The sequence below is a fragment of the Mycobacterium sp. NPDC050041 genome (assembly GCF_049541695.1).
In the GTDB taxonomy this organism is placed as follows: domain Bacteria; phylum Actinomycetota; class Actinomycetes; order Mycobacteriales; family Mycobacteriaceae; genus Mycobacterium.
Genome location: NZ_JBMVDG010000002.1, coordinates 761,697 through 786,085, shown reverse-complemented (window position 1 = coordinate 786,085; position 24,389 = coordinate 761,697). Strand labels below are relative to the sequence as shown.

Here is a 24,389-nt window from a genome sequence, read left to right as displayed (position 1 = left end):
GGTTGCGGACGGAAATAATCGTAGCCCCGGCGCGGTTCTTGTGGCTGCGAGACTTATGGAACATTGTTACATAGGCGACGCGCACCGCCCGCGGACGCGAGCGGGCACCGAAGTCGAGACAGGAACGCATCATGACCAACGTCGTCTTCATCCACGGCCTTTGGATCTCCCACACCGCCTGGCAGCCGTGGATCGACTACTTCGCCGCCCACGGCCATCACGCCGTCGCGCCGGCGTGGCCCGGTGAACGACCCACCGTCGAGGAGACCCGGCGCAAGCCCGCCGATCAGGCGGGCATCGGCATCGACGAGCTGACCGCGCATTTCGCGACGATCGCGGACCGGTTCGACACTCCACCGGTGGTGATCGGGCACTCCTTCGGCGGCCTGATCGCGCAGAAACTACTGGGACAGAACAAGGTCGCCGCAGCCGTGGCCATCGACCCGGCCCCCATCAAAGGCGTCAGGCCGCTGCCCGTCGCTCAATTGCGCAGCGCCTTCCCGGTCCTGGGCAACCCCCTCAACCGAGGCCGCGCCAAGGGACTGACCGAGGCGCAGTGGCGCTACGGGTTCGGCAATGCGCTGACCCAGGCCGAGTCCGACGAGCTGTGGGAGCAGTGGTCGATCCCGTCGCCCGGCAAGCCGCTGTTCGAGGCCGCGACGGCCAACTTGTCGGGTGGTTCGCCCGCCAGGGTCGACATCGCCAACGGCACCCGCGGGCCGCTGCTGATCACCGCGGGCACGGCGGATCACACCGTGCCGTTCGTCTCGGCGAAGGCCGCGCACAAGCTCTATGCGAAGTCCGGGGCGATCACCGACTTCCGTGAGTTCGAGGGACGAGGGCACTCACTCACCATCGACGGTGGGTGGCGCGACGTCGCCGACGTATCGCTCGCCTGGCTGGCCCACCGGAACGTCGCCACCCCGGCATGACGGCCCGCCGCCGCACCGCCAGCCACCAGGTCTCGGCCGCGTTACTCGACGCGGCCGAGGCCGTGCTGGATCGCGACGGCACCGGCGGCGTGACCGTTCGGGCGGTCGCACAGCAAGCCGGAGTGTCTCCCATGAGTGTGTACAACAGATTCGAGAACAAGGACGGCCTCCTGATCGCCCTGGCGACCCGGACGCTGGAACAGCTTGCCGAGGCCATCGACGTGTCCACCGATCTCGCTCCCGCCGACCGCTTCCGCCAGGCCTGCCGTGACTACCGGGACTTCGCGCTGCACCACCCCGCGCGGTACGCATTGATCTTCGGGTCCGGCAGCCCGCTGGAAGACCAGTCGTCGGCCGTCGCCGGTTCCGGTCGCGACGTGTTCGCCGTCCTGGTCGGGTTGATCGAGGCGCTGGGAGTCGGCACTCCACAACATGATTCGTCTGAGGCCGCCCAGATCGTCTGGAGTGCCATCCACGGCGCCGTCACCATCGAACAGACGGGGATCGGCCAGACACCCGATTCTTCGGCCACGTTCGAGCACATGCTCGACGTGTTCACCGACAGGCTCGCTGGAACGCGCTGACCGAGGGGCTACAGGCTGCGGACCAGTGCGGCGGCGTGCACGGTCTCGCCCACGACGAACCACAGCCGAAGGTCGCCGTCACGCCGCCCCCAGTGAATGACGACGTCGTCCATGCGCTGAATCGGCTTGCGGTACTCGACGACTGCGCGGTACGGACCGGTCGTCATGTCCGGGTACCGGGCCACCACCTCGTGCACGCCATGCCAGTAGACCGTGTTGTTGACATGCCTGAAGTGGTCGATGTCGGTGTGCCGCAGCGCGAACGGCACCGAGGACTCCGAGTCGGCCGGGCCGGGCAGCCACGGCCGCCATTTCAGCCGGGTGTCGTCCGTGGTGGAAGCGAACCGCTCGAACAGGTCACCGTCGATCAATGACGGCGTCTGGGTGTCCTTGTTCATGTTGATCCAGAAGCCCTCGGTCTCGACCAGGCCGCCTTCTGCGCCGTCGAGCCGCACCCGCATCGAACACCAGCGGTTGGAGATACCCGAACACCACCGCCGGAAGGTGATGTCACTCGGCCATTCGATCGGTTCGACGACATCGATGACGGTGCGCTGCACGATCCAGTGTGGATTGACGTCGGCGAACCCGGAGTCGATCAGGTGCTCGGCCCCGACCTCCTGGATGTACCGGGCGACGCCGTCCAGCCGGATTCGCCGGTGCTCGTCGATGTCGCTGGTGGTCAGCCGCCACCCCGTCCGGTACACGTAGCCGGTGTCCGGCAACGCGTGCAGCGGTCTCGCCGCGTCCGGCTGGGCTGTCGACACGGTACCGACGGTAATGCATGCCATGACCTCGGATAGGGTCGCGCGGAGCGAGGGGGCGACATGCGGACGATCGAGACCGATTACCTGGTCGTCGGCGCCGGTGCCATGGGTATGGCCTTCGCCGACACCCTGGTCGCCGAGAGCGATGCGCGGGTCGTCATCGTCGACCGTGGCAGTTCCCCCGGCGGGCACTGGACGCGCGCCTATCCGTTCGTCCGCCTACACCAGCCGTCGGCCTACTACGGCGTCAACTCCCGTCCGCTGGGATCCGGCGCCGTCGACGACGCCGGGTGGAACGCCGGCCTGCACGAGCTGGCTGCCGGTGACGAAGTGTGCGGATACTTCGACGAGGTGATGGAGAAGGTGCTACTGCCGACGGGCCGGGTGTCGTACCTGCCGGACAGCGAGTACCTCGGCGATGGCCGGATCGTCGGGCACGACGGTGACGAGGTGACCGTCGACGTGCGACGCCGGACGGTCGACGCGACGTACCTGCAGACGGTGGTGCCGTCGATGCGCCCGCCGGCATACGGCGTCGCCGATGGCGTCACGTGCGTGCCACCCAACGAATTACCCTTGCTGGCAGCGGGTTTTGACCACTTCACCGTCGTCGGCGCGGGCAAGACGGGCATCGACGCGTGCCTGTGGCTGCTCGCCGCCGGGATCGCACCCGAGCGGCTGCGGTGGATCATGCCGCGCGACGCATGGCTGCTCGACCGCGAGAACATCCAGCCGGGACCCGACTTCCTCGACCGGTTCAAAGCGAGCTTCGGGGCGCGGCTGAAGTCCATCACCGACGCCGATTCCGTCGACGAGCTGTTAGCACAGCTGGAGGCCAACGGCAACCTGCTGCGGCTCGATCCGGCGGTCCGGCCCACAATGTACCGCTGCGCCACGGTGTCGCGCGCCGAGCTCGACCAGCTGCGCCGCATCGACGACGTGATCCGGCTGGGCCGCGTCGAGCGGATCGAGCCCTCCGCGATCGTGCTCACCGGCGGCGAGGTCCCGTCCGCCGGTTCGACGTTGTACGTGGATTGCACCGCCGACGGACTCGAGAAGCGCCCGGCGGTGGACGTTTTCGACGGCGACCGGCTGGTGCTGCAGAGTGTGCGCGGCTGCCAGCAGGTGTTCAGCGCCGGCATGATCGCCCACCTCGAACTCAGCGGCGCCGACGACGCCGCGAACAATGCGCTGTGCCGGCCGGTGCCCCATCCGAACACCGACGTCGACTGGCTGGCGATGACGCTGGCCGAGCACCGCAACGAATTGCGCTGGCTCGCCGAGCCCGAACTGATGGATTGGCTGGCGACGTCACGGTTGAACCTGCTGCGCGAGATGTTCATCCCGCTGCTGGCGCGGCCGAGAAGCCGTGAGCGGTTGCTCGGCATGATCGCCACGGCATTGCAGACCGCCAACGACAAGCTCGAGCTGCTGCTGCGCGAGGGCTGACTACCCGAGTGCGTGCAGGTGGTCGAGGATCGACCCGAGCAGCTGGTCGTCGGTGGTGGTGTGCAGGCGCACGGGTTCGAGGCGGCTGCGGCCCGAGGGCAGTTGCCGCTGCATCTCGTCATGACGCTCCAGCACGTCGTTGACCAAGCCGCCGAAGTCCTGGAGGTGCTGGTTCAGGAACCGCGTACAGCTGTCGAGGAGCTCGACGTGTTGCCATGCGACGGAACGCCTTCGGCAGTTCTCCGCGATCTCGAGCATTCTCTCGTAGAGGTCGCCCAGATGGTGTGCGGCGCGGACGACGCCGTCGGGGTCGGCATCGTCCTGGCCGTCGCCGAACACCGCCGCGAACTCCGGCGCGCGCAGGTAGGCCGCTGCCTCCGCGACGATGTCGTCGGCGGCGCGCAGGTGCCGGGTGAGGAACTTTGCGACGTCGTGGCCCGTCCGCAGCCTGCCGGCCGGATGCGCGGCCCGCCCGACCACCTGGGCGATCTTGCGATCCTCGAGCGCGGCCCAGCGCTGGAACATCACGGACGCGAAGGCCGCCAACGCCCAGCCCGGCGGCTTGTCCCGCACCATCTGGTCGACGAGTTCGGGCGTGGGGACGAGGTCCGCGGTTCGCATGGCATGACGGTAGGCGAGGGCACCGACAAGCCGGGGGCATGCGACCGTTGACCCATGACCGTCACCGTCGAGTCGTTCGAGGTCGCCGATCCGCCGGACGCCTGGACACGGGCCGGCTTCAGCGTCTCGGGGGACGTCTGCCGGGTCGGCGGCGTCGGCATCCGGCTGGTGGGACGTTCTCGCGGCGCCGGCATCGTCGGGTGGTCGTTGCGCGGCCTGCCACCCCGCGCCTCGGCCCACGACCTCGACGGCGTACCGACGACCTGGACGGACGTCGCCGCCGAGCCGCCGGCCGCGCACCCGAACGGCGTCGTCGCGGTCGACCACGTCGTGTTGCTGTCGCCCGACCTTCGCCGGACGGTCGCGGCGCTGGGCGCCGTCGGAGTGGAGCCACGCCGGGAACGGGATGCCGAACTCGGCGGACGGCCGATGCGCCAGATCTTCTTCCGGTTCGGCGAGGTGATCGTCGAGGTGGTCGGCTCGCCGGACACCACGGACGAGGGGCCGTCCACCCTGTGGGGCATCACCTACGTCGTCGCTGACATCGACGCGACCGCCGCGTTCTTCGGTGATCGCACCGGACCTGTCAAGGACGCGGTGCAGCCCGGACGCCGGATCACCACCCTGCGCCATCACGACCTCGGCATGTCGGTCCGGACGGCGATGATGACGGCGCGTCGATGAGCTCGACCACCCGACCCTTGCCTATCCTCGGCGCATGACCGAAGACGTCGTCGTCATCCACACCGACGGCGGGTGCAGACCGAACCCCGGACCCGGCGGTTGGGGAGCCGTGCTGCGCCAGCGCCAGCACGTCCGCGAGATGTGCGGCGGCGAGCCCGGCGAGACCAGCAACAACCGGATGGAGTTGACGGCGCCGATCATGGCGCTGGAGGCGCTGACCCGTCCCGTGGTGGTGCATCTGCACACCGACAGCACCTACGTCCGGAACGGCATCACCAAGTGGGTCTTCGGCTGGGAACGCAACGGCTGGTTGACTTCCGCGAAGCAACCCGTGAAGAACGTCGACCTCTGGCAGCGGCTGCAGGCGGCGTGCGCGCGGCACCAGGTCGAGTGGTTCTGGGTGAAGGGGCATTCCGGCGTCGCCGACAACGAACTGGCCGACGTGCTGGCGACCCGGGGCATGCAGGAAGCGATCGACGGGGCAGCTCTACTCGCCTGACCGGTCAGCGCTCGGAGTCGAGCGCAGCCATGTGTTCGGCCGGGTATCGGTCGCCGGCCACCTCGGCCGCAGGCACCGCCGACTCGAGCTGGGCCAGCTGATCTTCGGTCAGCGTCACGTCGACCGCTCCGAGTGCCTCGGTCAACCGGTTCCGGGTGCGCGCGCCGATCAGCGGCACCACGTCGTCTCCCCGGGCGGCCACCCACGCGATGGCAGCCTGGGCGACGGACACCCCGAGTTCGTCGGCGACACCGCGCAACGCCTCGACCAGGGCCAGGTTGCGGTCCACGTTGCCCTCGGCGAATCGAGGGCTCATGGTGCGGAAATCGCCTGGGCCGCCGCTGGTCTTCGTCCAGTGCCCGCCGATCAGTCCTCGCGAGAGCACTCCGTACGCGGTCACGCCGATCCCCAGCTCGCGGCACGTGTCGAGGATGCCGCCCTCGATGCCGCGCGATATCAGTGAGTATTCGATCTGCAGGTCGCTGATCGGCCGCTCGGCCGCCGCTCGGCGGATGGTCTCCGATCCGACCTCCGAGAGCCCGATGTGCCGCACGTATCCGGCGTCGACGAGCTCGCCGATCGCGCCAACGGTGTCCTCGATGGGCACGGCGGGGTCCAGCCGAGCCGGACGGTAGACGTCGATGTAGTCGGTGCCGAGGCGCTGCAACGAGAATGCGGCCGCGGACTTCACCGCGGCCGGGCTTGCGTCGTAGCCGACCCAGGCGCCCGCGGGGTCGAGTCGACCACCGAACTTGACGCTGACTTGGTACGCGTCACGCTGGGCGGAGCCCAACGCCTCGGCGATCAGCAGTTCGTTGTGACCCATGCCGTAGAAGTCGCCGGTGTCCAGCAACGTGACCCCCGCGTCGAGCGCGGCGTGCACGGTGGCGATGCTCTCGTCGCGGTCGGATTCGCCGTACGCCCCCGACATGCCCATGCATCCGAGGCCGACCGCCGACGCTTTCAAGGTTCCGAGTGTCTTGGTTCGCATGAGATCAGCGTGTTCCCGAATCAGCGGAGCTACCAGGACGCGTCGAGGCAGGGATCGGGAGTCCCTGCCTCAGCCTGCACCTCTGGCGGACAATGAACCGATGGATCGCGAAGCGCTGGCCCAGTTCCTGCGGCGCCGCCGGGAGGCACTGAGCCCGGTGGACGTGGGACTCCCGGTGGGCGTTCGTCGCCGCACCGCGGGGCTGCGCCGAGAGGAAGTGGCGCAGCTGACCGGGATGTCGGTCGACTACTACGGGAGGCTGGAGCAGTCGCGCGGGCCCCAGCCGTCACCGCAGATGTTGCGAGCGCTCGCCCGGGCCCTGCGCCTGACCAACGACGAGACCGATCATCTTCACCGGCTCGCGGGTCACGCAGTCCCCGACCGCAGCACGCATTCGGTGAACGTGCGGCCCGCCCTGCTCTTCGTCCTCGACCAGCTCAGCGACGCAGTCGCTTTCGTATGCTCCGACACCGACGTCATCCTCGCGCAGAACAGGCTCGCCGCACTGCTCATGAGTGAGCTTCCCGCAGCGGGCGGATCGGGTGTCGAGGCCAGCATGACGTGGCACTGGTTCACCGATCCGCGGTCGCGCGCGGGTGCACCCGAAAAGGACCACGACCGGCTGAGCCGGACGACGGTGGCGGACCTGCGCGCGGCGTGGGCACGCCGGCCCGACGATGCCGACATGCGCGAACTCGTCGACGCGCTGCTTGAGCACAGCCCCGAGTTCGCCGACCTGTGGGCGCGTCACGAAGTGGCCACCCGCCGGATGGACCGCAAGACGTTCCTGACGAGGGTCGGTCCCATCACGCTGGACTGCGAGGTACTGGCGACGACGGACGGTCAGCGGCTGGTGCTGCTCACCCCACCGCCCGGTTCCGATGCGTTGGCGAATCTACGGCTGCTCGACGTGGTGGGGAATCAGGTGGTCGGCGAACCGACGTGAGCTGCTAGCGAGCCGTGACGGTTCCGGCGAATTCGAATGCGCGCCAGGGGATTGTCGGCGTGCCGCGGTGGTCGGGATCGATGCCGATGAGGCGGCCGCCGGCGAGGTGAACGGTCTCGTGCTTGGCGTCGGCGTCGATGGTGACGAGCGCTTCGACGCCGGATCGCGGCACGGTGGTGTCGTCGTCGCGCCACGCGGTGACGCTGCTGTGGCCGTGGATCTGACTGAAGGGCAACCGGCCGTCCGCCCATCCGGGCAGCAGTTCGGTGGCGGTGGCCGCCCACAGCGGTCCGGCGTCCGGGACGGTCCTGCCGTGCAACAGGATGCCGGCGCGGAAGACCGACTCGGCGTCCGCTCTCGCGAGTTCGTTGATCCGGTGGGCGGCCTCGGCGGCGGTGGGTGGACCGCCGAGGACGGCGGCCCAGAATTCTGCCGTGATGCCGGCGTGGGTGATGAGGAAGGACTCGTGTGCGGTGTCGACGGCGGCGGCGGCGACGGTCAGGACACCGTTCTGCCACCAGCCGTTGATCGTGCTGATGTGCTTGCCATCCAGGGTTTCCGACCAGGCGAAGACCGGCGGACGGAGGTAGTGCGCCTCGTGGTTGCCGAGCAGCTGGATCCACTGCGTGGGCTGGGTGCGCAGGTAGTTGTCGACGATGTCGACCACCTCAGCGGAGTCGGGTCCTCGATGGATCAGGTCGCCGACCTGCACGACGATCAGCTCATCGGGTAGCGAGCCGTCGGGGTGCGCGCCCAGGCGGTTGAGTTCGTCGCGCAGCGCTCTGGCGTGTCCACCGACGTCACCGATGACGGCGATCCGCATGTGCGGTCAGGTCGCCTTTCGCCGGACCGGCCGGGGCAGGGATGTAGAACGAAGCGCGACACGGTCCATGCGACGTGCGATGGTGTTGATCTCCCGGACGGCCTGGCCGATCATGCTGCGTTCGATCGGTGACAGGTCGTCGCGGTCGATCATGTCGCTGGGCTGCAGGCCGTGGCGAAGCCGATTGAGGTGATGGCGCAGCCGCATTCGCTGCAGGATCTCGAACACCTCGATCAGGCGGTCGGCCTCGGCGCCGTGCAGGATGGCCGATCCCGACGCGTCGCGCAGGCGTTTGACGGTCTGCAGTTCGGTGGAACCGACCCCGAGCGCGGCCCACCGGGCGATGCTCACCACGGGCAGCAGCCCGTGGGTCTTGACGTCGAAGGTGTCGCCCTTCCCGGTGAACACGTCGCGGAGGGTGCGATCCCGCACCTTCGCCCGGTGCGACAGCGATTCCGACAGCAGCAGATCCATTGCCGCCGGATGCCGCCGGAACTCGGTGAACACCTGCGCCACCTGCGGCAGTCCGGGTGTGCCGTGGATCGGCCGGGCGTCCACCAGCAGGGAGGCGATGACCGCCAGGCCCTTGCGGTGCGGCGCCATCGTCGCACGCGAGTGTTCCTCGGGCGCCGTCAGCCAACGGGTTGCCGCGGCCCGCCACTCACTGTTCGTCCGGGAGAACGCCTTGTTCGACGCGTTCGCGCCGTTGACGTCGACGCCGAGCCCTGCAGCGGTCAGCAGTTCGTTGACCTCACCGAACGCGTCGCGGAAGAGCACCATCGTCTCCGCGGACATGGTGTCGTCGAAGGCGATGGCCACGTCGAGATCCGAACACGGCACGGCCTCGCGTCGGCCGTGACTGCCGAGGAAGAGCCAGGTGAACTGGTCGAGGGCCAGGTCGGGATGGTCGGCGAAGACCAACTGGATGGATCGCCGGACGATCGCGTCGACGATCGCGGAGTACACCCGGATGACGCGGTCGACGGCCAGCCCCCGATCGAGGATGTCACCCAGAATCGACGGTGCGCGCCGGGCCCGCTCGATCAACTCGGCGCGGTTGCGAGCGCGCCGAATCTGTTCGAGCATCCCGAATCCCGCCGTCGTCGGCGCCAGGACGAAATCACGCGCCCCGAGTACGCCGCGCAGGTTGTCGGCTCGATCGACGACCGGCAGGTACTCAGATCGGGTGTCGAGCAACGTGATCAGTGCCTCGACCGACGAGCCGGAGAGCTCCACCGTCGTGGCCGGGTGCACCATCACCTCACGCGCGGGGGTGTCCCCGGAGATCCCGTCGCCGACGACTCGGCGGCCCAGCACCGCGTCGGTCACGATGCCGTAGGAGCCGTCGCCCGATTCGACGACCGCGCAGTGCATGTCACGTTCCGCCATCTGCCGCGCGACGACGGCGACGGGTGTGTCCGGACCGATGACCAACGGCGTGCTCGCGACCAGGTCTGCGACCGTGCTGAACATCGGCGCCGAGGTGTTGCGGCGTCGGGTTCGGGAGATGTAGTCGGCGAGGAACCGGGCGCCGCTGCGAGAGTAGAACGCCGGCTCGACCAGGTTGCCCGGCAGGACGGCAATGCTCGCCGCCGTGGTGGCGACCACCCGTGGGCCGATGGGGCGCTCGGTGAGCATGGCGGAGAACCCGAACACGTCGCCGGCGACGAACCGGTCGTCACCGGCCTTCGTCACCTGGTCCTGATCGTGCCAGAGGTCGACTTCGCCGGTCAGCACCACGTAGATCTCCGTGGGCGGCGCCGTGAACGCGTCGACCACCAGGTCGCCCGCGCAGAACTCGCGGACCGTCGCTGCAGCCGCGATCTCTGCCAACGGCGAGGAACCGAGAGCGGTGAACGGCTCGATTCCAGAGAGGAAGCTGCACAACTCGTCCGCCCGCGCATCCGCAGTGCCTGCGTCGCCCATCGTCAAAGCCGAGTCGGCTCAGCGCATGCCGACATAGATCTGCCCGCTGGACACATCCTCCTCGAGCGCCTCCAGCGAGCGGCCGCGCGTTTCGGGCACCTGGGTGTACACGAAGATCAATGCCACCACTCCGATCGCGGCGAACAGGAAGAACGAGCCGGTGATGCCGACCGCCGCGACCAGGGTGGGGAAGTAGAGCCCGAGGAATCCATTGGTGACCCAGCAGAAGAACACCGCGACACCGATGCCGAGGCCGCGCATGTGCAGGGGGAAGACTTCGGCCAGCCACACCCACACGGCGACGTTGAGGAACGTCTGCATCGACAGCACGAACCCGACGACGAGGACGAGGATCACGTAGGGCCGCGCCGGGTTTCCCGCCGGAAGCAGCATCGACGCGACACCGACGAGGCAGTGGAACGTCGTGGTCAACGACAGGCCGATCAGGAAGGTCTTGCGGCGGTCGATGCGATCCATGTTGCGCAGCGCGATGATGCCGCCGATCACGGCGACCACACCGAATGCGATGTTGGCGAGCACGGCCCGCTCCTCGGTCATGCCCGATTCCTCCAGCACCCGCGTGCCGTAGTACATGATCGAGTTGATCCCGGTGAGCTGCTGGGTCATACACACGCCGATGCCGACGAGGATGATGCGCCGCAGCCACTTGCTGCCCATGACGGCACGGATGCCGATCTGGTTGGCCTGCCTCTCGTGCCGGGCGACCAGCTCCACCTGAGCGATCTCCGCCTCGGCCCGGTCCTCGGAGCGCACGGTCTTCAGTACCGCGAGTGCTTCGTCGTTCTTGCCCTTCTCCACCAGCCAGCGCGGCGACTCCGGCATCCGCAGCATGCCGAAGAACAGTGCTACCGCCGGGAGCGCGCAGACCGCGAACATGATGCGCCAGACGCCGTCCACGTGGCCGAGTGTCACACCGAGAATCGCGTTGACCACGAATGCGGAGAGTTGGCCGACGACGATGGCCAACTCGTTGCGCCCGGTGATCGATCCGCGAATCTCGTAGGGCGCCAGTTCGGCGAGGAAGACCGGGACCACCGTCGACGCGCCGCCGACGGCGAGTCCGAGCACGATGCGGCCTGCCACCAGAGTCGCGAAGCCTGCCGCGGAGAAGGTGCCGGATTCGGGCCCGGACGGGGAGAACACGACCAGCAGGACGCCGAAGAAGAACAACAGCGCCAGGATCAGGATGGTCTTGCGGCGCCCGATCTTGTCGGAGATGATCCCGCCGAGCAGGGCACCGAATGCGGCGGCGAACAGCAGGGAACTGATGACCACGCCCAGTTGGAGCAGGGAGAGTCCGAGTTCCTTGGCCATCGGACCCTCGGCGCCGTTGGCCACGCCGGTGTCGTAGCCGAAGAGCAGGCCGCCCAGGCACGCGACGACCGAGATGAGGCCGATCCGCTGTCGGTGAGGACCGCTGGTCAGGGGTGGAAGGTCGGCTTCAGCCGGCGAATCCGCATGTGTGGTCATGTTGTTCAGCTCTCTCCGGTCAGCCGACGCTGGCCGAGTTGGCGGTTTTCAGTGTCTCGGCGGCGACCCGAAGACCCTCCAGGGGGCCGAACGCGACGTCCTCGTGTTCGATGTTCACCCACATGTCGGGATCGACGGCTTCCAGTGCGGCGAGGAACCGTGTCCAGAATTCCGTGTCGTGCCCGCGGCCCACGGCGACGAAGTCCCACGCCGAGTCCTCCGGCCACTTGTTCACGACATGCCTGCCGCCGAGCCCGGTGGGGTGCTGATCCAAGGGGATTCGGGTGAAGCGGTCGTCGAGCACGCCGTAGATCTTGCAGTTGTCGTTGATGCGGGTGTCCTTGGCCGCGGCGTGGAACACCAGCGGGCCCAGCCATTCGATGGCCGCGACCGGGTCGATGCCCTGCCAGAACAGATGCGACGGGTCCATCTCCGCACCGACGTGCGTGGCTCCCGTCTTGTCGACGAGGCGCTTCATGGTCGGCGGATTGAACACCAGGTTCTGCGGGTGCATCTCGATGGCGACCTTGACGCCGTTCTCGCGGGCGAGCGCGTCGATCTCGGTCCAGAACGGCACCGCCACGTCGTCCCACTGGTAGTCCAGCGAGTCGAGGTATCCGGAGTCCCACGTGTTGACGTGCCACGCCGGCCACTGCCCACCCCGATGGGCCTGCGGCAGACCGGACATCGTGACGACTCGGTTCACACCCAGCAGCCCGGCCACCCGGATCGCGTTGCGGAGATCCTCGGCGTCCTCGGGACCGACCTCCGGATCGGGGTGCAGCGGGTTGCCGTTGCAGTTCAGTCCGGCGATCGACACCCCGGTGCCGTCGAAGGTCGACAGGTACTGCTGTGGCGTGACCTCGCCGGCCAGTAGCTCCTTGACGGGCAGGTGGGGGGTGGGGAGGAATCCGCCTGCGTTGATCTCGGCTCCGGTGAGCCCGAGTGAGGCGATGACCTCCAGTGCTTCGCGCAGCGGCTTGTCGTGCAGGATCGCGGTGTAGACACCGAGCTTCATGATGGTGCGACTCCTTTTGTGGTCAGACGACTTTGACGGTGGTGCCGCCCGACTGGGCGGATTCGGTGACGGCGGCGACGACGCGCAGTCCGTGCAGACCGGCCTGGAAGTCGGGCAGCGGCCCCAGGTCGCCGATCCCGGCGATCTGGTCGAGGAAGGCACGGGTCTGGTAGACGAACAGGTCGGCAACCCCGTGTCCGACGCCACCGGCGTCCATCGGCAGGCCGCCGCGGATGTACGGGTGGTCGGGTCCGACGATCACGCGTCGCGGGCCGCTCAGCTCGGCGCGGCCCCCGCCGGTCGAGATCTCGAATTCGCCCGGACGGTGCAGATTCCACGCCGCGGATCCCGTGGAGGCGAAGAGTTCGAAGCCCAACCCGTCGGGCAGGTTGTGGGCGACCCGGGACGCCGAGAACGTTCCCACCGCACCATTGGCGAACGTCGCCGTGAATGTCGCGACGTCCTCGTTCTCGACGGGTGCCAACTCGTCGCTGACGGCGCCCTTGGTGTGACCGTAGGTGACGCCGAGCGGCACGGGCCGCTCCCTGATCACGGTGGCGAAGGCTGCGCCGCCCACTTCGGTGATCGCGCCACAGATGAATTCGCTCAGATCGATCAGGTGGCTGCCGACGTCCGCGAGGGCACCGGTGGCCGGGCCGCCCCGGTAGCGCCAGGTGATCGGCGACGTCGGATCCAGCGCGTAGTCGCACCAGTAATGCCCGTTGAAGTGCACCAGCTCGCCGATCGTGCCGCCGGCGAGCTCGCGCCGGATCTGCTCGACAGCGGGCGAACGGCGGTAGGTGTAGCCGACGGCTGTCACGCGGTCGGAAGCGTCCGCGGCGGCGACCATCGCCTCGGCGTCGGCCGGCGATCCCGCCAACGGCTTCTCGCACAGCACGTGCTTGCCCGCGGCCAGCAGGCCCTCGACGATCTCGCGGTGCAGATGGTTGGCCACCACCACGCTGACGGCGTCGATGTCAGGCGCCTCGGCGATCGCCCGCCAGTCGTACTCCGCCCGCCCGAACCCGTACCGGCGTGCCGTGTCGTCGGCCACGGCCTGATTGGTGTCGGCGACAGCGACGAGTCGCACGTCGGGACGGTCGGTGCCGAACACGGTGGTGGCGGAACGGTATCCGGCGGCATGTGCCCGGCCGGCCATTCCCCCGCCGATGACGGCGACTCCGACCGATGGCTTCGTCACTCCCTGCTGCTCCCGTCTGATTGACACGCCGTCGTGCGCATATCTGCCTGTGGTTCCTTCGTCCGGTCTACTAGACCGGTCTAACTCCGCTACTATGAGCGCTGTCACACCCGGCTGTCAACCCCTGCCGGGCTGGTCGAAACGAGGTGCACGTGGCGAGGGATCGCGATCGGCCGACCATGCAGGACATCGCCGACAAGGTCGGAGTGTCCAAGGCACTGGTGTCGCTGGTCTTCCGCAATGCCGCCGGGCCGAGCGCGGAAACCCGTCAGCGGGTGTTCGCCGCCGCTGACGAGCTGGGTTACCGGGTCAACCGAACCGCGGCGTTGATGACCTCCCGCAGGTCCCATCATCTCGGTGTCACGATCAACATCCGCAACAGCTTCCACACGGAGATCGCCGAACACATCGTCGCTGCAGCCGACCGGGCCGGCTACGAGATCGTGCTCGGGGCGGTCACCCCCACCCATGGCGAGGCCAAGGTGATCGAGACCCTGCTCGACTTTCGTTGCGAGGGAATCCTGTTGCTCGGCCCCGAACTATCGGTGAGTGAACTGGCCGACCTCGGCGGCAAAATACCCTCCGTCGTCATCGGACGGCGTGTCCGGACCGACGAACTGGACGTCGTACGCACCGCTGATGGCCGCGGTATCGCGTCGGTGGTCGATCACCTCGTCGGGCTCGGCCACCGTGAGGTCGTCCACGTTTCCGGCGGGTCCGGGGTGATCGCAACCGATCGCTGCAACGGCTACCTTCGCGCGATGCGCAGGCACGGTCTGGACAGAAATGCAGAGGTCATCGAAGCCGATTTCACCGAGTCAGCCGGAATCGTTGCCGCGCAACGACTGCTGGAGGGGCCGCTGCCCACGGCGGTCGTGTGCGCCAACGACCGCTTGGGTGCGGGTGTGTTGGACGCGCTGCGGCGCGCCGGAGTGGACGTTCCCGGTGAGGTGTCGGTCACCGGGTACGACGACAGCATGCTGGCGCGACTGGGCCACATCGATCTCACCACGGTCGGCCAGAAGCCGCAGGAGCAGGCCGATCACGCGGTCGCAGCCGTGATCGAGCGCCTCGACATGGGTCGCACAGACGCTCGGTCGTTCCTGTTGACACCCGAACTCGTCATCAGAGCAACGACCGCACCACCCCGGTGAACGTTGCCCCTGACAGCGGTCACGTCCGCCGCGCACCGCCGAGCTCATTGCGGCCCGCTCGGAAATCGAGAAATCGGGTTCCGTACCCGTTACGGCGCCGCATGCCCGACAATCGGCGGGCGGTGATCGCAGCGATGCACCGCCCTTGATGATGGGGATTACATGGGCCGTGCATTACACGTCGAACAGGTCGGGGCCTTGGCTCTGGCATGGAGAAGTGGCAGGCAGCAGGCCGGCAGATGCTGACGTGGCTGGCGGCTCTGGTGCTCGTCGTCGTGGTGACATCCGTCGTCGTCGTCAAGCTTCTCGCCCGTAGGCGCGCGCCCGACCCCGGCTGGTTCATCGACAGCACCCGCGCCGCGGGCGCGCTCACGGTGATCGGCACCATGTTCGCGGTGCTGATGGCCTTCACGATCTTCTACGCACTGCAGAACTACCAACGCGCGCGAGACGGCGGCAGCATGGAGGCGATCGCGGTCACCGAGCTGCACAACGTCGCCGATGTGCTCGAAGGGCACCAGGGGGAACGCCTGCACGGCGACCTCATCTGCTACTCGCGTGCAGTCGTCAACCACGAATGGCCCGCGATGGCGCGCGGCGAACGATCGGAGACCGTGCAGCACTGGGTCGACGCGACGGTCTTCGATTTCGCGGCCACCGATCCGACCAACCCCAAACAGGAAGCGGCCTATTCGCAGTGGTTCGACCAGCAGGCACAGCGCAGGGACGGCCGCCGTGCCCGCGCCGCTGAGATCGATCCGTCGGTGCCGCCGCCGCTGTGGATCGTGCTGGGGATCGGTGCGTCGGCGATCTTCATCTACATGTGCGTCCAGGCCGACCGCCGCGAAAGCGCCGTCGTTCAGGCGGTTCCCATCGCGTTCGTGTCCGCCCTCGTCACGTCGGCGTTGCTCGTGGTGGCGTTCCTCGATCACCCGTACGCCGACTGGGCGGGCAGCATTCAACCCGACGAGATGCGAGTGACCCTGAGTCTCATCGACGACGGTCACGTCGTACCGTGCGATCCGAACGGCGATCCTACGTAGCGGCTGCTACTCCCACCTGACCTCGTCGGGCGTCTTGTCCGCCCGTAGACCGCGCCAGGACGGTTGGCGCAGCCGGCCGTCGGACGTCCGCTCGCTGTAGCGCACCTCCCCCACCAGTTCCGGCCGCACGAACGTCACGCCCTTGGCGTCCTGCGTCGGAAGCCGTGCCGCGAAGGGCGATTCGTCGGTCTGCAAGGGGGTCAGTGTCTTCTTGAGCTTCGCCAGTTCCTTCTCGGTGAAGCCGGTGCCGACCCGCCCGACGAACTGCAACGCGCCGTCGGCGCCGGGGATGCCCAGCATCAGGGCGCCGATCCCACTGGTGCGTCCGCCCGTGCCTTCGCGCCACCCGCCGAGCACCACCTCCTGGGTGCACCAGATCTTGTCCTTGATCCACGACGACGACCGCCTGCCCGCCTGGTACGTCGAGTCCAGCTTCTTGGCGACCACGCCCTCCCACCGCTGCTTGCGCGCATGCTCCAGCGCCTCCGGGCCGTCGCCCGGCAACCGGTCGGGAACGATCAGGCCGGTGCCCTCGGCCACCGCCTCGAGGATCTTGCGTCGGTCGGAGTACTTGGCGCGCAACAACGACCGGCCGTCGAGTGCCAGGATGTCGAACGCCCAGAACTCGACGCGGGTGGAGCGCGCCCGGTTCTGCATCTCGCCGAAGCTGGGCACCCCGGACTCGTCGAGGGCGACCGCCTCCCCGTCGAGGACGACGTGGTGGTCGGCGAGGTCTGCGCCGAGCGCGGTCAGTTGCGGGTACTCGCGGGTGACGTCGCGGCCCCGCCGCGACCGCAGGGTCAGCGTGCCGCGGTCGGCGTCCACCAGCAGGCGGTAACCGTCCCACTTCCCCTCGAACGCCCACTGATTCGCCCTGAGCTTGTCCACCGACCCTTCGGTGGCGAGCATCGGCGCCAGATCGCCCGGAGTGGGCTGCGCCTGCTCCTTCATCCGGTGGGCGAGCCAGTTCTTGCCGTCGGTCTGGATGAGTGCGTAACGGCCGCTGACCTTCTCGCCCTTGAGGGTGACGATCACCTCGCCGCCCTTGGCAGGTCCGTCCGGGGCGTGATCGTTGAACTTCTCGGTCTGGTAGGTGCCGGTGTCCCAGACGTAGACCTCGCCGCCGCCGTACTCCCCCTTCGGGATCTCACCGGCGAAGGTGAGGTACTCCATCGGATGGTCCTCGGTGTGCACGGCGAGGTGGTTGACGCTCGGGGTCTCCGGCAGGTTCTTCGGCACCGCCCAGCTGACGAGGACGCCGTCGCGTTCGAGGCGGAAGTCGTAATGCAGCCGCCGGGCGTGGTGCTCCTGGATGACGAACTTGTCGTTGTTGCCGACCGCGGGCGCCTTGGCGGGCACGGGTTCCGGCGTCTTGCCGGGGTCACGCATGCTGCGGTAGGTCGTCAGCCGATCCGCCAGCGGGACCTGCTCGTCGAGTTCGGCGAGCAGGTCGCCGTCGCGTTCCACCCGCTCGAGCACTTCGTCGAACCGCAGGTGCCGCAGGTCGGGATCGTCGATCTCGTCCCAGGTGCGCGGCGCCGCCACCGTGGGCTCGTCGCGGCCGCGCAGCGAGTACGGCGCGATCGTCGTCTTCGCGGCGCTGTTCTGGCTCCAGTCGACGAACACCTTGCCGGTGCGCAGGCTCTTCGTCATCGTCGCGGTGACCTGCTTGGGCATCGACTTCTCGAGCTGCTGGGCCACGCGGCGCGCCAGCACCGACGCCCCCCGCGAGCTGATCGGCTCCTCGAGCGGCACGTACAGGTGCAGCCCCTTGCTGCCGCTGGTGAGCGGATACGTGGTCAGGCCGATGTCGGTGATCAGGTCGCGCACCTCGTGGGCGACCTGGCACAGCTGGCGGAACGTTACCCCCTCGCCCGGGTCGAGGTCGAAGACGATGCGGGTGGCCGGGCCGACCTTGCCGTCGACGAAGCGCCACTGCGGGACGTGCACCTCCAGCGACGCCTGCTGGGCGAGCCACGCCAGCCCCTCGCGGGTGTCGATCACCGGATAGGTCGTCGTCCCGGATTTGTGCACGACGCTCTCGCGATGCAGCCATTCCGGTGCCGACGAGGCGAGTTGCTTCTCGAAGAATTCGAGCTCGCCGACGCCGTTCGGCCACCGCTTGCGGGTGACCGCGCGGCCGGCGATGTGCGGGACCATCGCGTCGGCGATCGCCACGTAGTAGTCGAAGACCTCACCCTTGGTGGTCCCGGTCGCCGGGTACAGCACCTTGTCCGGGTTGGTCAGCCGCACCCGCCCGAGTTGATCCACCACACGACGGTATTACCCGTTGTAGCGTCGTACCAGTGAAGATCCTGTGCGCGGCGTGCATCATCGCGGCGGGCGCCGTGATCGCCGCGCCGCAGGCCGCCGCCGATCCACGCGACTGGGTGCCCTACTGCTCGGGCGATCAGTCGCCGATGGACGACAACTGCAGGCCGATGGCCCACCAGCACTTCACCCACGACGCGCCGGGCGCCAACCCGCAGGTGCCCGTGGGGCTCGACCCCGGCAACGACCCCGCCGTGTGAGGCTTCTGTTCGCGAGTTCCGCGTTGACTTTGCACACAGCTCGCAATTCCGAGTGATTTCGCGATCTGTGTGCAATCTCAACGCAAAAGCGCAGCTCCGCTAGTCGTCGTCGGCGCTCAACACCGCGAACGGCGCCGTCGGGACCTCGGCGACGGCCAGCTTCGCCGCCGAGTCGACCGGGATGACGTCACCCGCCAGCGCCGCCAGGGCCTTGTTCGTGCCGACGTCGCGGCCGGCCTTCTCGCTGAGCAGCCACCGCACCTCGAGCATGTCGCAGTACGCCTGGATCTGCGTGCCGGTGCCGTGGACGGCCTGATGCGCCAGGTGGCCGTAGGGGGTCAGCACCTCCATCACCCACAGCCGTGCGGCGGTCGACTCGTCGACGTCGTGGCCGGCCTCGCGGGCCAGCTGCGCCTGGTAGGCGTGCAGGTCGCCGAGCAGGATCGCGGCCTGCCCCTCTCCGACGTCGAGGCCGGTGAGGTCTCGCAGACGCTGCGCGTGGTACCGGCGGTCGCCGACGACGACGTGCACGCGCAGCCGGCTGGGATCGGCGCTGTCCGGGTGCAGCGACAATTCGTCGACGGCGAAGCCGAGGTCGTTGAGCCGGCGGATGGTGCCCTCGACGCGGTAGCGGTCGGTGAAGGCGAACACAGGCTCGGCGTGCAGCGCGTCCCACAGATCCCGGTAACGCCTCTCGACCTGCTTGGCCTCGTCGATCAGCTTGTCCTGCAACGCTTCCGAGGCGCCGATGCGCTCGGCCACGTCAATCATGCCGCCCGCCACGTTCTGCACCATGATGTCCAGATCCTGCCGGCGTTGCCCGCGGCTCAGCGACGGGTGCACCTCGGACGTCTCGGCGTCGACGAGGTGGGCGGCGAGGAGCTGCCCGTCGCGGGTGAACAGGGTGTTCGCCAGCGAGCAGTCACCCCAGAAGACGCCATGGCGATGCAGTTCCACCAGCAGGCCGGCCATCGCGTCCAGCAGCCGGGCGCGGTGCTTCGGCTCGTCGGGCGGCAGCCGCATGAACAGCCGGCGGTACTGCCACGACCCATCCAGGTAGCGGGTCAACAGGATCGCGGTGTCGAACTGGGGCTGCACTACCAGGCCGGCGGGACGCACCGCGGGCAGCGCCATCTCCTCGAGACGGCGCAACACGTCGTACTCCTTGGCCGCAACCCGCGGCGGCATGTCCTTGACCGCCCATAGCGCGCCGTCGGCCTCGACGAACTTCACCAGGTGCCGGCTCGGTCCGACCGCGATGTCGCGCAGTGGGACGTCGGGAGCCTTCCATTGCACCAACGGCAGGTCCCACGGCAAGGCGAGCAGACCCGCCGTGGGGGCCCGCAGCCTCAGTTCCGGCGGGCGCATGATGTCAGTTCAGGCGTTCGCCGGTCTCCGGATGGAAGAGGTGCACCTTGCCCTCCGGATTCATCCGCAACTCGACGGTGTCGGCCAGCTTCACCGGGGTGCGGGACAGTGACCGCGCCACCAACTCCACGTCGGGATGTGCATGGGTGTACAGATAGGTCTCGCTGCCGAGGTTCTCGACGAGGTCGATGACGACGTCGATGCCGCCGCCCGGCGACACCTCGAGGTCCTCGGGCCGAATGCCGAGCGTGACCTTGTCGACGCCGGCCTCGTGCAGCTTGGTCAGATGCTCGCGCTCGAGCGGCAACGTGGAATCCTCGCTGATCCGCACACCGTCGGCGACGACGGGAGCCGTCAGCAGGTTCATCGCCGGCGAGCCGATGAAGCCGGCGACGAACGCGTTGGCCGGCCGGTCGTACAGCTCGTTCGGTGAGGCGAACTGCTGCAGCTTGCCGAAGCGCAGCACGGCCACCCGGTCGCCCATCGTCATCGCCTCCACCTGGTCGTGGGTCACGTAGACGGTGGTGGTGCCGAGACGCCGCTGCAGCGCGGCGATCTGGGTGCGGGTCTGCACGCGCAGCTTCGCGTCCAGGTTGGACAGCGGCTCGTCCATGCAGAACACCTGCGGCTCGCGCACGATGGCGCGGCCCATCGCGACGCGTTGCCGCTGACCGCCGGACAGCTTGGCGGGCTTGCGATCCAGGTGCTCGGTGAGGTCCAGGATCTTGGCGGCGTCCTCGACCTTCTTGCGCCGCTCGTCAGCGGAGACGCCCCGCAGCTTGAGTGCGAAACCCATGTTCTCGGCCACGGTCTTGTTGGGGTACAGCGCGTAGTTCTGGAACACCATGGCGATGTCGCGATCCTTGGACGGCACGCCCGTCATGTCCTTGCCGCCGATCTCGATGGCGCCTTCGTCGATGTCCTCGAGTCCGGCGAGCATGCGCAGTGCGGTGCTCTTGCCCGAACCGGACGGTCCGACCAGGACGACGAATTCGCCGTCCTGGATGTCGAGGTTGAGGTCGTCGACCGCGAGTTTGTCGGAGCCTTCGTAGATGCAGGAGGCGTTCCTGTAGGTGATCGATGCCATTGTTCTTCTCCCGGTTCGTTTTCTGACGTTTACTTGATCGCGCCGAACGAGAGTCCGCGCACCAGCTTGTTCTGGGCGAACCACCCGCAGAGGATCACAGGCAGCGCCGCCATGGTCGCGGCCGCCGACAACACGGCCCAGTACTGTCCCTCACCGGCGATGAAGCCGACGAGGTACACCGGCATCGTCTGTGCGTTCACCGCGGTCAGGTTCACCGCGAGGAAGAACTCGTTCCAAGCGAAGATCACGCAGATGAGCGCCGTCGCCGCGATGCCGGGCGAGACCAACGGAAGGATCACCTCTCGCACCGACCGCCACAGGCTCGCGCCGTCCAGGCTGGCGGCCTCGAGGAGTTCGCCCGGCACTTCGAGGAAGAACGACCGCATCATCCACACCGCGATCGGCAGGTTCATCGACGTGTACAGGATCACCAGGGCCCAGATGTTGTCCAGCAGGCCGATGTTGGACACGATCACGTACAGCGGCAGGATCGCCGCGACGACGGGCAGCATCTTCGTGCTCATGAAGAAGAACAACGCATCGGAGGTCTTGCGGACCGGCCGCAGCGACAGCGCGAACGCCGCGGGCACACCGAGCAGCAGCACCAGGATCGTCGACATCGCCGTGGCGAACACCGAGTTCAGCATGGCCGGCCCGATGCCCTGATTGAAGACGGCCGAATACTGGTCCAGCGTCGGGACGAAGAACAGCTTCGGCGGATTGGTCGCCGCGTCGCTCTCGGCCTTGAACGAGGTGAGCACCATCCAGAACACCGGGAAGAAGAAGCCGAGTCCGACCAGCCACGCCACGATGCCCCACGGGCTGAACTTCTTGGACTTCTTCTTGCGGACCGGAGCGACATCCTTGGTCGCCGTGGTCCTTTCGGCAGTAGTAGTCATGCTAGGCCGCCTCTTCCTTGCCAGAGAATGATTTGAAGATCAACCGCAGCGCGAAGCTGGCGATGATCATCGTGAAGATGACGACCACCACGCCCATGGCCGCCGCCTGCCCCATGTCGAAGCCGAGAAACGCGCGCTGATAGATGTAGAACGGCAGGTTGGCACTGGCGACACCCGGCCCGCCCTGCGTCATCATGAAGATCGCGTCGAAGGTGTTGACCAGGTAGACCGCGCCGAGCACGACGCCGAGTTCGATGAAGCGCCGAAGATGCGGCAGGGTCAGCTCCCGGAAGAGTTGGATCCCGGTCGCACCGTCCACCCGGCCCGCCTCGAGTTGGTCGCGGGGCATGGACGTCAGGCCGGCCAGGATCAGCAGCATCATGAACGGCGTCCACTGCCAGATCAATTCGACCATCACCATGGCCAGCGGGAACTGACCGATCCAGTCGACCGGACCGATTCCCACCAGCGAGAGCACCCAGTTGAGGATGCCGTTGTTGGGGTCGAGGATCGTCGTCTTCCAGACCAATGCACCCGCGACGGGTGTGATGAGGAACGGGGTGATCAACAGCGTGCGGACCACACCGCGGCCGAGGAACGCGCGATCGAGCAGCAGCGCGATTCCCAATCCGAGCGCTGCCGAGATCAGCACCACCCCGACGATCAGGATGACGGTGTTGCCCGCCACCGACCAGAACTGGCTGTCCTGGATGACCGCGACGTAGTTGTCGAATCCGACGAACTGACGCGAGCCGGGCCGCACCAGGTTCCACGACAGCGTGGAGTAGTAGAGCGTGAACAGAAACGGCACCTGCGTCACCGCGATCATGAAGATCAGGGCGGGCAGCAGCGGACCTCGCCGTCGCCATCCCTCGGCGCGACTCACGCCGACGCCTTGCGACTCCTTGATCTTGCGAACCCGTTCGGCGACGGCATTCTCGTCGGCCGTGGCCGTGGATCCGGCGGTTACCGAAGTTGTAGTCATCACTTCTCCTGGTAGCTCTTGCCGACGACCTCGGCATACAACTGTGCTTGCTCCAGCGCCTCGTCGACGGACTTCTGCCCGGCGATCGCCGCGCTGATCTGCTGGCTCACCCGCGTCCCGAGGTCCTGGAACTCTGGGATGCCGACGAACTGGATGCCGGTGTACGGCACCGGTTGCACCGTAGGCTTGTTCGGCGTGGCGCTCTCGATCGACTTCAGCGTCAACGGACCGTAGGACTTCGAGATCGCCTCGTACTCCGGCAGTTCGGTGTAGGTGGAGGTGCGGCTACCCGGTGGCACCCGCGCCCAGCCCAGCTTCTCGCCGACCAGCTTCATGTAGTCCTTGCTGGTCATCCACGAGATGAACTTCCACGCGCCGTCGGGGTTCTTGGCGGCCTTCGGGATGCCGAGGGCCCAGGTGTACAGCCAACCGGAGTTGGGCTTCTCGACGATCGGCGCAGGCAGGTAGCCGATCTTGCCGACGAGGTCCGGGTAGGTCGCAGGGTCCTCGAGCACCGACACCGCCGACGTCGCGTCGTACCACATGGCCGTCTGTCCCTGCCCGAACAGGTTGGCACACTCCTGGAATCCGGTCGAGGAGGCACCCAGTTCGCCGGATTCCTTGATCGTGTTGACGTAGAAGTTGACGGCCTCTTTCACCTGGGGGCTGTTGAGCTGGGCATTCCACTGGTCGTCGAACCAGCGGCCGCCGAAGGTGTTGATCACCGTGTCCAGCGGTGCGAGCACCTCACCCCAGCCCGGCTTGCCGCGCAGACAGATTCCGGCGCGGTCGCCGGTCTTCAGGGTCTTCGCCCAGCCGGCGACTTCCTGCCAGGTGGGCTGATAGTTCGGATTCTGGTCGACCTTGATGCCGGCCTGCTCGAAGAGATCCTTGCGGTACATCAGGAACGACGATTCGCCGTAGAAGGGAACCGAGTACATGTTGCCCTCGTAGGACAGCGACTCCCGCAGCGACGGGATGAAGTCCTCTTCGTCGTACCCCGGCGTGTTCTTCGCGTAGTCCGAGAGGTTGAGCAGCCAGCCGTCCTTGGCCCACTGCGGGGTTTCGAAGTTGCTGATCATCGCGACGTCGAACTGACTTCCACCCATGGCCGTCGACATGGTGATCTTCGCCCGTGCCTGGTTCTCCGACAGCGAGATGAATTTCAGCTTGACGCCGGGGTTCTCCTTCTCGAACTCGGTCGACAGCTCCTGGGCGTCGGCCATCTGCGAGTTGGACACCAGGGCGATGGTCACCTCGTTGTCCGATGCACCCAGGCTGCCCGCACCCGCGCAACCGGCGGTGAACGTCAGCCCGACCGCGGCGGCGCACGCCGCCATCTGCTTGAGCACTCTTCGTCGAGTCATCTCAGGAGTACCTACCTTTCACT

The 24,389-nt window shown here is 67.7% G+C and carries 23 protein-coding genes; 9 read left to right on the top strand and 14 right to left on the bottom strand.

The features are described from left to right. Positions 1–131: 131 nt before the first annotated feature. Together ACPCHZ_RS09205 and ACPCHZ_RS09200 are read left to right on the top strand one after the other, a co-directional pair. Positions 132–932, top strand: coding sequence for an alpha/beta hydrolase (locus ACPCHZ_RS09205; protein WP_423484439.1), 801 nt, complete (start codon positions 132–134; stop codon positions 930–932). Then, on the top strand, positions 929–1,516 hold the full coding sequence (locus ACPCHZ_RS09200; RefSeq protein ID WP_423484438.1) for a TetR/AcrR family transcriptional regulator: 588 nt from the start codon (positions 929–931) through the stop codon (positions 1,514–1,516). Before ACPCHZ_RS09205 ends, ACPCHZ_RS09200 begins: the two co-directional genes overlap by 4 nt. Positions 1,517–1,524: 8 nt before the next feature. Here the strand turns inward: ACPCHZ_RS09200 and ACPCHZ_RS09195 are convergent, their stop codons facing one another. Beyond that, positions 1,525–2,283, bottom strand: a complete 759-nt coding sequence (locus ACPCHZ_RS09195) for an acyl-[acyl-carrier-protein] thioesterase (RefSeq protein ID WP_423484437.1) — start codon at positions 2,281–2,283, stop codon at positions 1,525–1,527. A gap of 60 nt (positions 2,284–2,343) precedes the next feature. On the opposite strand from ACPCHZ_RS09195, the gene ACPCHZ_RS09190 reads away from it, so the two are divergent. Continuing rightward, positions 2,344–3,732, top strand: a complete 1,389-nt coding sequence (locus ACPCHZ_RS09190; protein WP_423484436.1) for an NAD(P)-binding protein — start codon at positions 2,344–2,346, stop codon at positions 3,730–3,732. Here ACPCHZ_RS09190 and ACPCHZ_RS09185 read toward each other — a convergent pair whose 3' ends face one another. Next, positions 3,733–4,353: a hypothetical protein gene (locus ACPCHZ_RS09185; protein WP_423484435.1), complete on the bottom strand. Its 621-nt coding sequence runs from the start codon at positions 4,351–4,353 to the stop codon at positions 3,733–3,735. A 54-nt stretch (positions 4,354–4,407) separates the two neighbouring features. On the opposite strand from ACPCHZ_RS09185, the gene ACPCHZ_RS09180 reads away from it, so the two are divergent. Next, positions 4,408–5,037, top strand: a complete 630-nt coding sequence (locus ACPCHZ_RS09180) for a VOC family protein (RefSeq protein ID WP_423484434.1) — start codon at positions 4,408–4,410, stop codon at positions 5,035–5,037. Between the two features lie 34 nt (positions 5,038–5,071). Further along, the gene (gene rnhA, locus ACPCHZ_RS09175) at positions 5,072–5,536 is read left to right on the top strand and encodes a ribonuclease HI (protein WP_364975151.1); all 465 of its coding nucleotides are present in this window, start codon (positions 5,072–5,074) and stop codon (positions 5,534–5,536) included. Positions 5,537–5,540: 4 nt separating this feature from the next. On the opposite strand, the gene ACPCHZ_RS09170 is transcribed toward rnhA, so the two are convergent. Next, positions 5,541–6,527 (bottom strand): aldo/keto reductase, encoded by a 987-nt coding sequence (locus ACPCHZ_RS09170; protein ID WP_423484433.1) that lies wholly within the window; start codon positions 6,525–6,527, stop codon positions 5,541–5,543. Positions 6,528–6,627: 100 nt separating this feature from the next. On the opposite strand from ACPCHZ_RS09170, the gene ACPCHZ_RS09165 reads away from it, so the two are divergent. After that, entirely contained in the window at positions 6,628–7,473 is an 846-nt protein-coding gene (locus tag ACPCHZ_RS09165; RefSeq protein WP_423484432.1) for a helix-turn-helix transcriptional regulator, read from the top strand. A 4-nt stretch (positions 7,474–7,477) separates the two neighbouring features. Here ACPCHZ_RS09165 and ACPCHZ_RS09160 read toward each other — a convergent pair whose 3' ends face one another. The 5 genes from ACPCHZ_RS09160 to ACPCHZ_RS09140 are packed head-to-tail and all read right to left on the bottom strand — an operon-like array spanning position 7,478 to position 13,932. Then, complete coding sequence (locus tag ACPCHZ_RS09160; RefSeq protein ID WP_423484431.1) at positions 7,478–8,296, bottom strand: metallophosphoesterase; 819 nt, start codon at positions 8,294–8,296, stop codon at positions 7,478–7,480. A 6-nt stretch (positions 8,297–8,302) separates the two neighbouring features. Then, entirely contained in the window at positions 8,303–10,222 is a 1,920-nt protein-coding gene (locus ACPCHZ_RS09155) for a putative nucleotidyltransferase substrate binding domain-containing protein (protein WP_423484430.1), read from the bottom strand. A gap of 18 nt (positions 10,223–10,240) precedes the next feature. Continuing rightward, complete coding sequence (locus ACPCHZ_RS09150) at positions 10,241–11,713, bottom strand: sugar porter family MFS transporter (RefSeq protein WP_423484429.1); 1,473 nt, start codon at positions 11,711–11,713, stop codon at positions 10,241–10,243. Positions 11,714–11,732: 19 nt separating this feature from the next. Then, positions 11,733–12,731: a sugar phosphate isomerase/epimerase family protein gene (locus ACPCHZ_RS09145; RefSeq protein WP_423484428.1), complete on the bottom strand. Its 999-nt coding sequence runs from the start codon at positions 12,729–12,731 to the stop codon at positions 11,733–11,735. A gap of 22 nt (positions 12,732–12,753) precedes the next feature. After that, positions 12,754–13,932: a Gfo/Idh/MocA family protein gene (locus ACPCHZ_RS09140; RefSeq protein WP_423484427.1), complete on the bottom strand. Its 1,179-nt coding sequence runs from the start codon at positions 13,930–13,932 to the stop codon at positions 12,754–12,756. Between the two features lie 152 nt (positions 13,933–14,084). Here ACPCHZ_RS09140 and ACPCHZ_RS09135 point away from each other — a divergent pair, with 152 nt between their 5' ends. Further along, on the top strand, positions 14,085–15,086 hold the full coding sequence (locus ACPCHZ_RS09135; RefSeq protein WP_423484426.1) for a LacI family DNA-binding transcriptional regulator: 1,002 nt from the start codon (positions 14,085–14,087) through the stop codon (positions 15,084–15,086). 209 nt (positions 15,087–15,295) lie between these two features. Next, positions 15,296–16,129 (top strand): hypothetical protein, encoded by an 834-nt coding sequence (locus tag ACPCHZ_RS09130; protein WP_423484425.1) that lies wholly within the window; start codon positions 15,296–15,298, stop codon positions 16,127–16,129. Between the two features lie 6 nt (positions 16,130–16,135). Here ACPCHZ_RS09130 and ACPCHZ_RS09125 read toward each other — a convergent pair whose 3' ends face one another. Further along, the gene (locus ACPCHZ_RS09125) at positions 16,136–18,403 is read right to left on the bottom strand and encodes an ATP-dependent DNA ligase (RefSeq protein ID WP_423484424.1); all 2,268 of its coding nucleotides are present in this window, start codon (positions 18,401–18,403) and stop codon (positions 16,136–16,138) included. A gap of 32 nt (positions 18,404–18,435) precedes the next feature. Here ACPCHZ_RS09125 and ACPCHZ_RS09120 point away from each other — a divergent pair, with 32 nt between their 5' ends. Further along, on the top strand, positions 18,436–18,660 hold the full coding sequence (locus ACPCHZ_RS09120; protein WP_423484423.1) for a hypothetical protein: 225 nt from the start codon (positions 18,436–18,438) through the stop codon (positions 18,658–18,660). 99 nt (positions 18,661–18,759) lie between these two features. Here the strand turns inward: ACPCHZ_RS09120 and ACPCHZ_RS09115 are convergent, their stop codons facing one another. Genes ACPCHZ_RS09115 through ACPCHZ_RS09095 form a run of 5 tightly spaced genes read right to left on the bottom strand, consistent with a single transcriptional unit; the run spans position 18,760 to position 24,366 of the window. Continuing rightward, positions 18,760–20,028: a DUF4032 domain-containing protein gene (locus tag ACPCHZ_RS09115; RefSeq protein ID WP_423484422.1), complete on the bottom strand. Its 1,269-nt coding sequence runs from the start codon at positions 20,026–20,028 to the stop codon at positions 18,760–18,762. A 4-nt stretch (positions 20,029–20,032) separates the two neighbouring features. Then, positions 20,033–21,115, bottom strand: coding sequence for an ABC transporter ATP-binding protein (locus tag ACPCHZ_RS09110; RefSeq protein WP_423484421.1), 1,083 nt, complete (start codon positions 21,113–21,115; stop codon positions 20,033–20,035). Between the two features lie 29 nt (positions 21,116–21,144). Next, the gene (locus tag ACPCHZ_RS09105) at positions 21,145–22,014 is read right to left on the bottom strand and encodes a carbohydrate ABC transporter permease (protein WP_423484420.1); all 870 of its coding nucleotides are present in this window, start codon (positions 22,012–22,014) and stop codon (positions 21,145–21,147) included. Position 22,015: 1 nt separating this feature from the next. Continuing rightward, the gene (locus tag ACPCHZ_RS09100; RefSeq protein ID WP_364975169.1) at positions 22,016–22,999 is read right to left on the bottom strand and encodes a carbohydrate ABC transporter permease; all 984 of its coding nucleotides are present in this window, start codon (positions 22,997–22,999) and stop codon (positions 22,016–22,018) included. Then, positions 22,999–24,366, bottom strand: coding sequence for an ABC transporter substrate-binding protein (locus tag ACPCHZ_RS09095; RefSeq protein WP_423484419.1), 1,368 nt, complete (start codon positions 24,364–24,366; stop codon positions 22,999–23,001). Before ACPCHZ_RS09095 ends, ACPCHZ_RS09100 begins: the two co-directional genes overlap by 1 nt. Between the last annotated feature and the right edge of the window lie 23 nt (positions 24,367–24,389).

Coding starts and splice junctions, on each gene's coding strand:
- ACPCHZ_RS09205 (WP_423484439.1), top strand. CDS start 132: ATGACCAACGTCGTCTTCATCCACGGCCTTTGGATCTCCCACACCGCC.
- ACPCHZ_RS09200 (WP_423484438.1), top strand. CDS start 929: ATGACGGCCCGCCGCCGCACCGCCAGCCACCAGGTCTCGGCCGCGTTA.
- ACPCHZ_RS09190 (WP_423484436.1), top strand. CDS start 2,344: ATGCGGACGATCGAGACCGATTACCTGGTCGTCGGCGCCGGTGCCATG.
- ACPCHZ_RS09185 (WP_423484435.1), bottom strand. CDS start 4,353: ATGCGAACCGCGGACCTCGTCCCCACGCCCGAACTCGTCGACCAGATG.
- ACPCHZ_RS09180 (WP_423484434.1), top strand. CDS start 4,408: ATGACCGTCACCGTCGAGTCGTTCGAGGTCGCCGATCCGCCGGACGCC.
- rnhA (WP_364975151.1), top strand. CDS start 5,072: ATGACCGAAGACGTCGTCGTCATCCACACCGACGGCGGGTGCAGACCG.
- ACPCHZ_RS09170 (WP_423484433.1), bottom strand. CDS start 6,527: ATGCGAACCAAGACACTCGGAACCTTGAAAGCGTCGGCGGTCGGCCTC.
- ACPCHZ_RS09165 (WP_423484432.1), top strand. CDS start 6,628: ATGGATCGCGAAGCGCTGGCCCAGTTCCTGCGGCGCCGCCGGGAGGCA.
- ACPCHZ_RS09160 (WP_423484431.1), bottom strand. CDS start 8,296: ATGCGGATCGCCGTCATCGGTGACGTCGGTGGACACGCCAGAGCGCTG.
- ACPCHZ_RS09155 (WP_423484430.1), bottom strand. CDS start 10,222: ATGGGCGACGCAGGCACTGCGGATGCGCGGGCGGACGAGTTGTGCAGC.
- ACPCHZ_RS09150 (WP_423484429.1), bottom strand. CDS start 11,713: ATGACCACACATGCGGATTCGCCGGCTGAAGCCGACCTTCCACCCCTG.
- ACPCHZ_RS09145 (WP_423484428.1), bottom strand. CDS start 12,731: ATGAAGCTCGGTGTCTACACCGCGATCCTGCACGACAAGCCGCTGCGC.
- ACPCHZ_RS09130 (WP_423484425.1), top strand. CDS start 15,296: ATGGAGAAGTGGCAGGCAGCAGGCCGGCAGATGCTGACGTGGCTGGCG.
- ACPCHZ_RS09115 (WP_423484422.1), bottom strand. CDS start 20,028: ATGCGCCCGCCGGAACTGAGGCTGCGGGCCCCCACGGCGGGTCTGCTC.
- ACPCHZ_RS09110 (WP_423484421.1), bottom strand. CDS start 21,115: ATGGCATCGATCACCTACAGGAACGCCTCCTGCATCTACGAAGGCTCC.
- ACPCHZ_RS09105 (WP_423484420.1), bottom strand. CDS start 22,014: ATGACTACTACTGCCGAAAGGACCACGGCGACCAAGGATGTCGCTCCG.
- ACPCHZ_RS09100 (WP_364975169.1), bottom strand. CDS start 22,999: ATGACTACAACTTCGGTAACCGCCGGATCCACGGCCACGGCCGACGAG.
- ACPCHZ_RS09095 (WP_423484419.1), bottom strand. CDS start 24,366: ATGACTCGACGAAGAGTGCTCAAGCAGATGGCGGCGTGCGCCGCCGCG.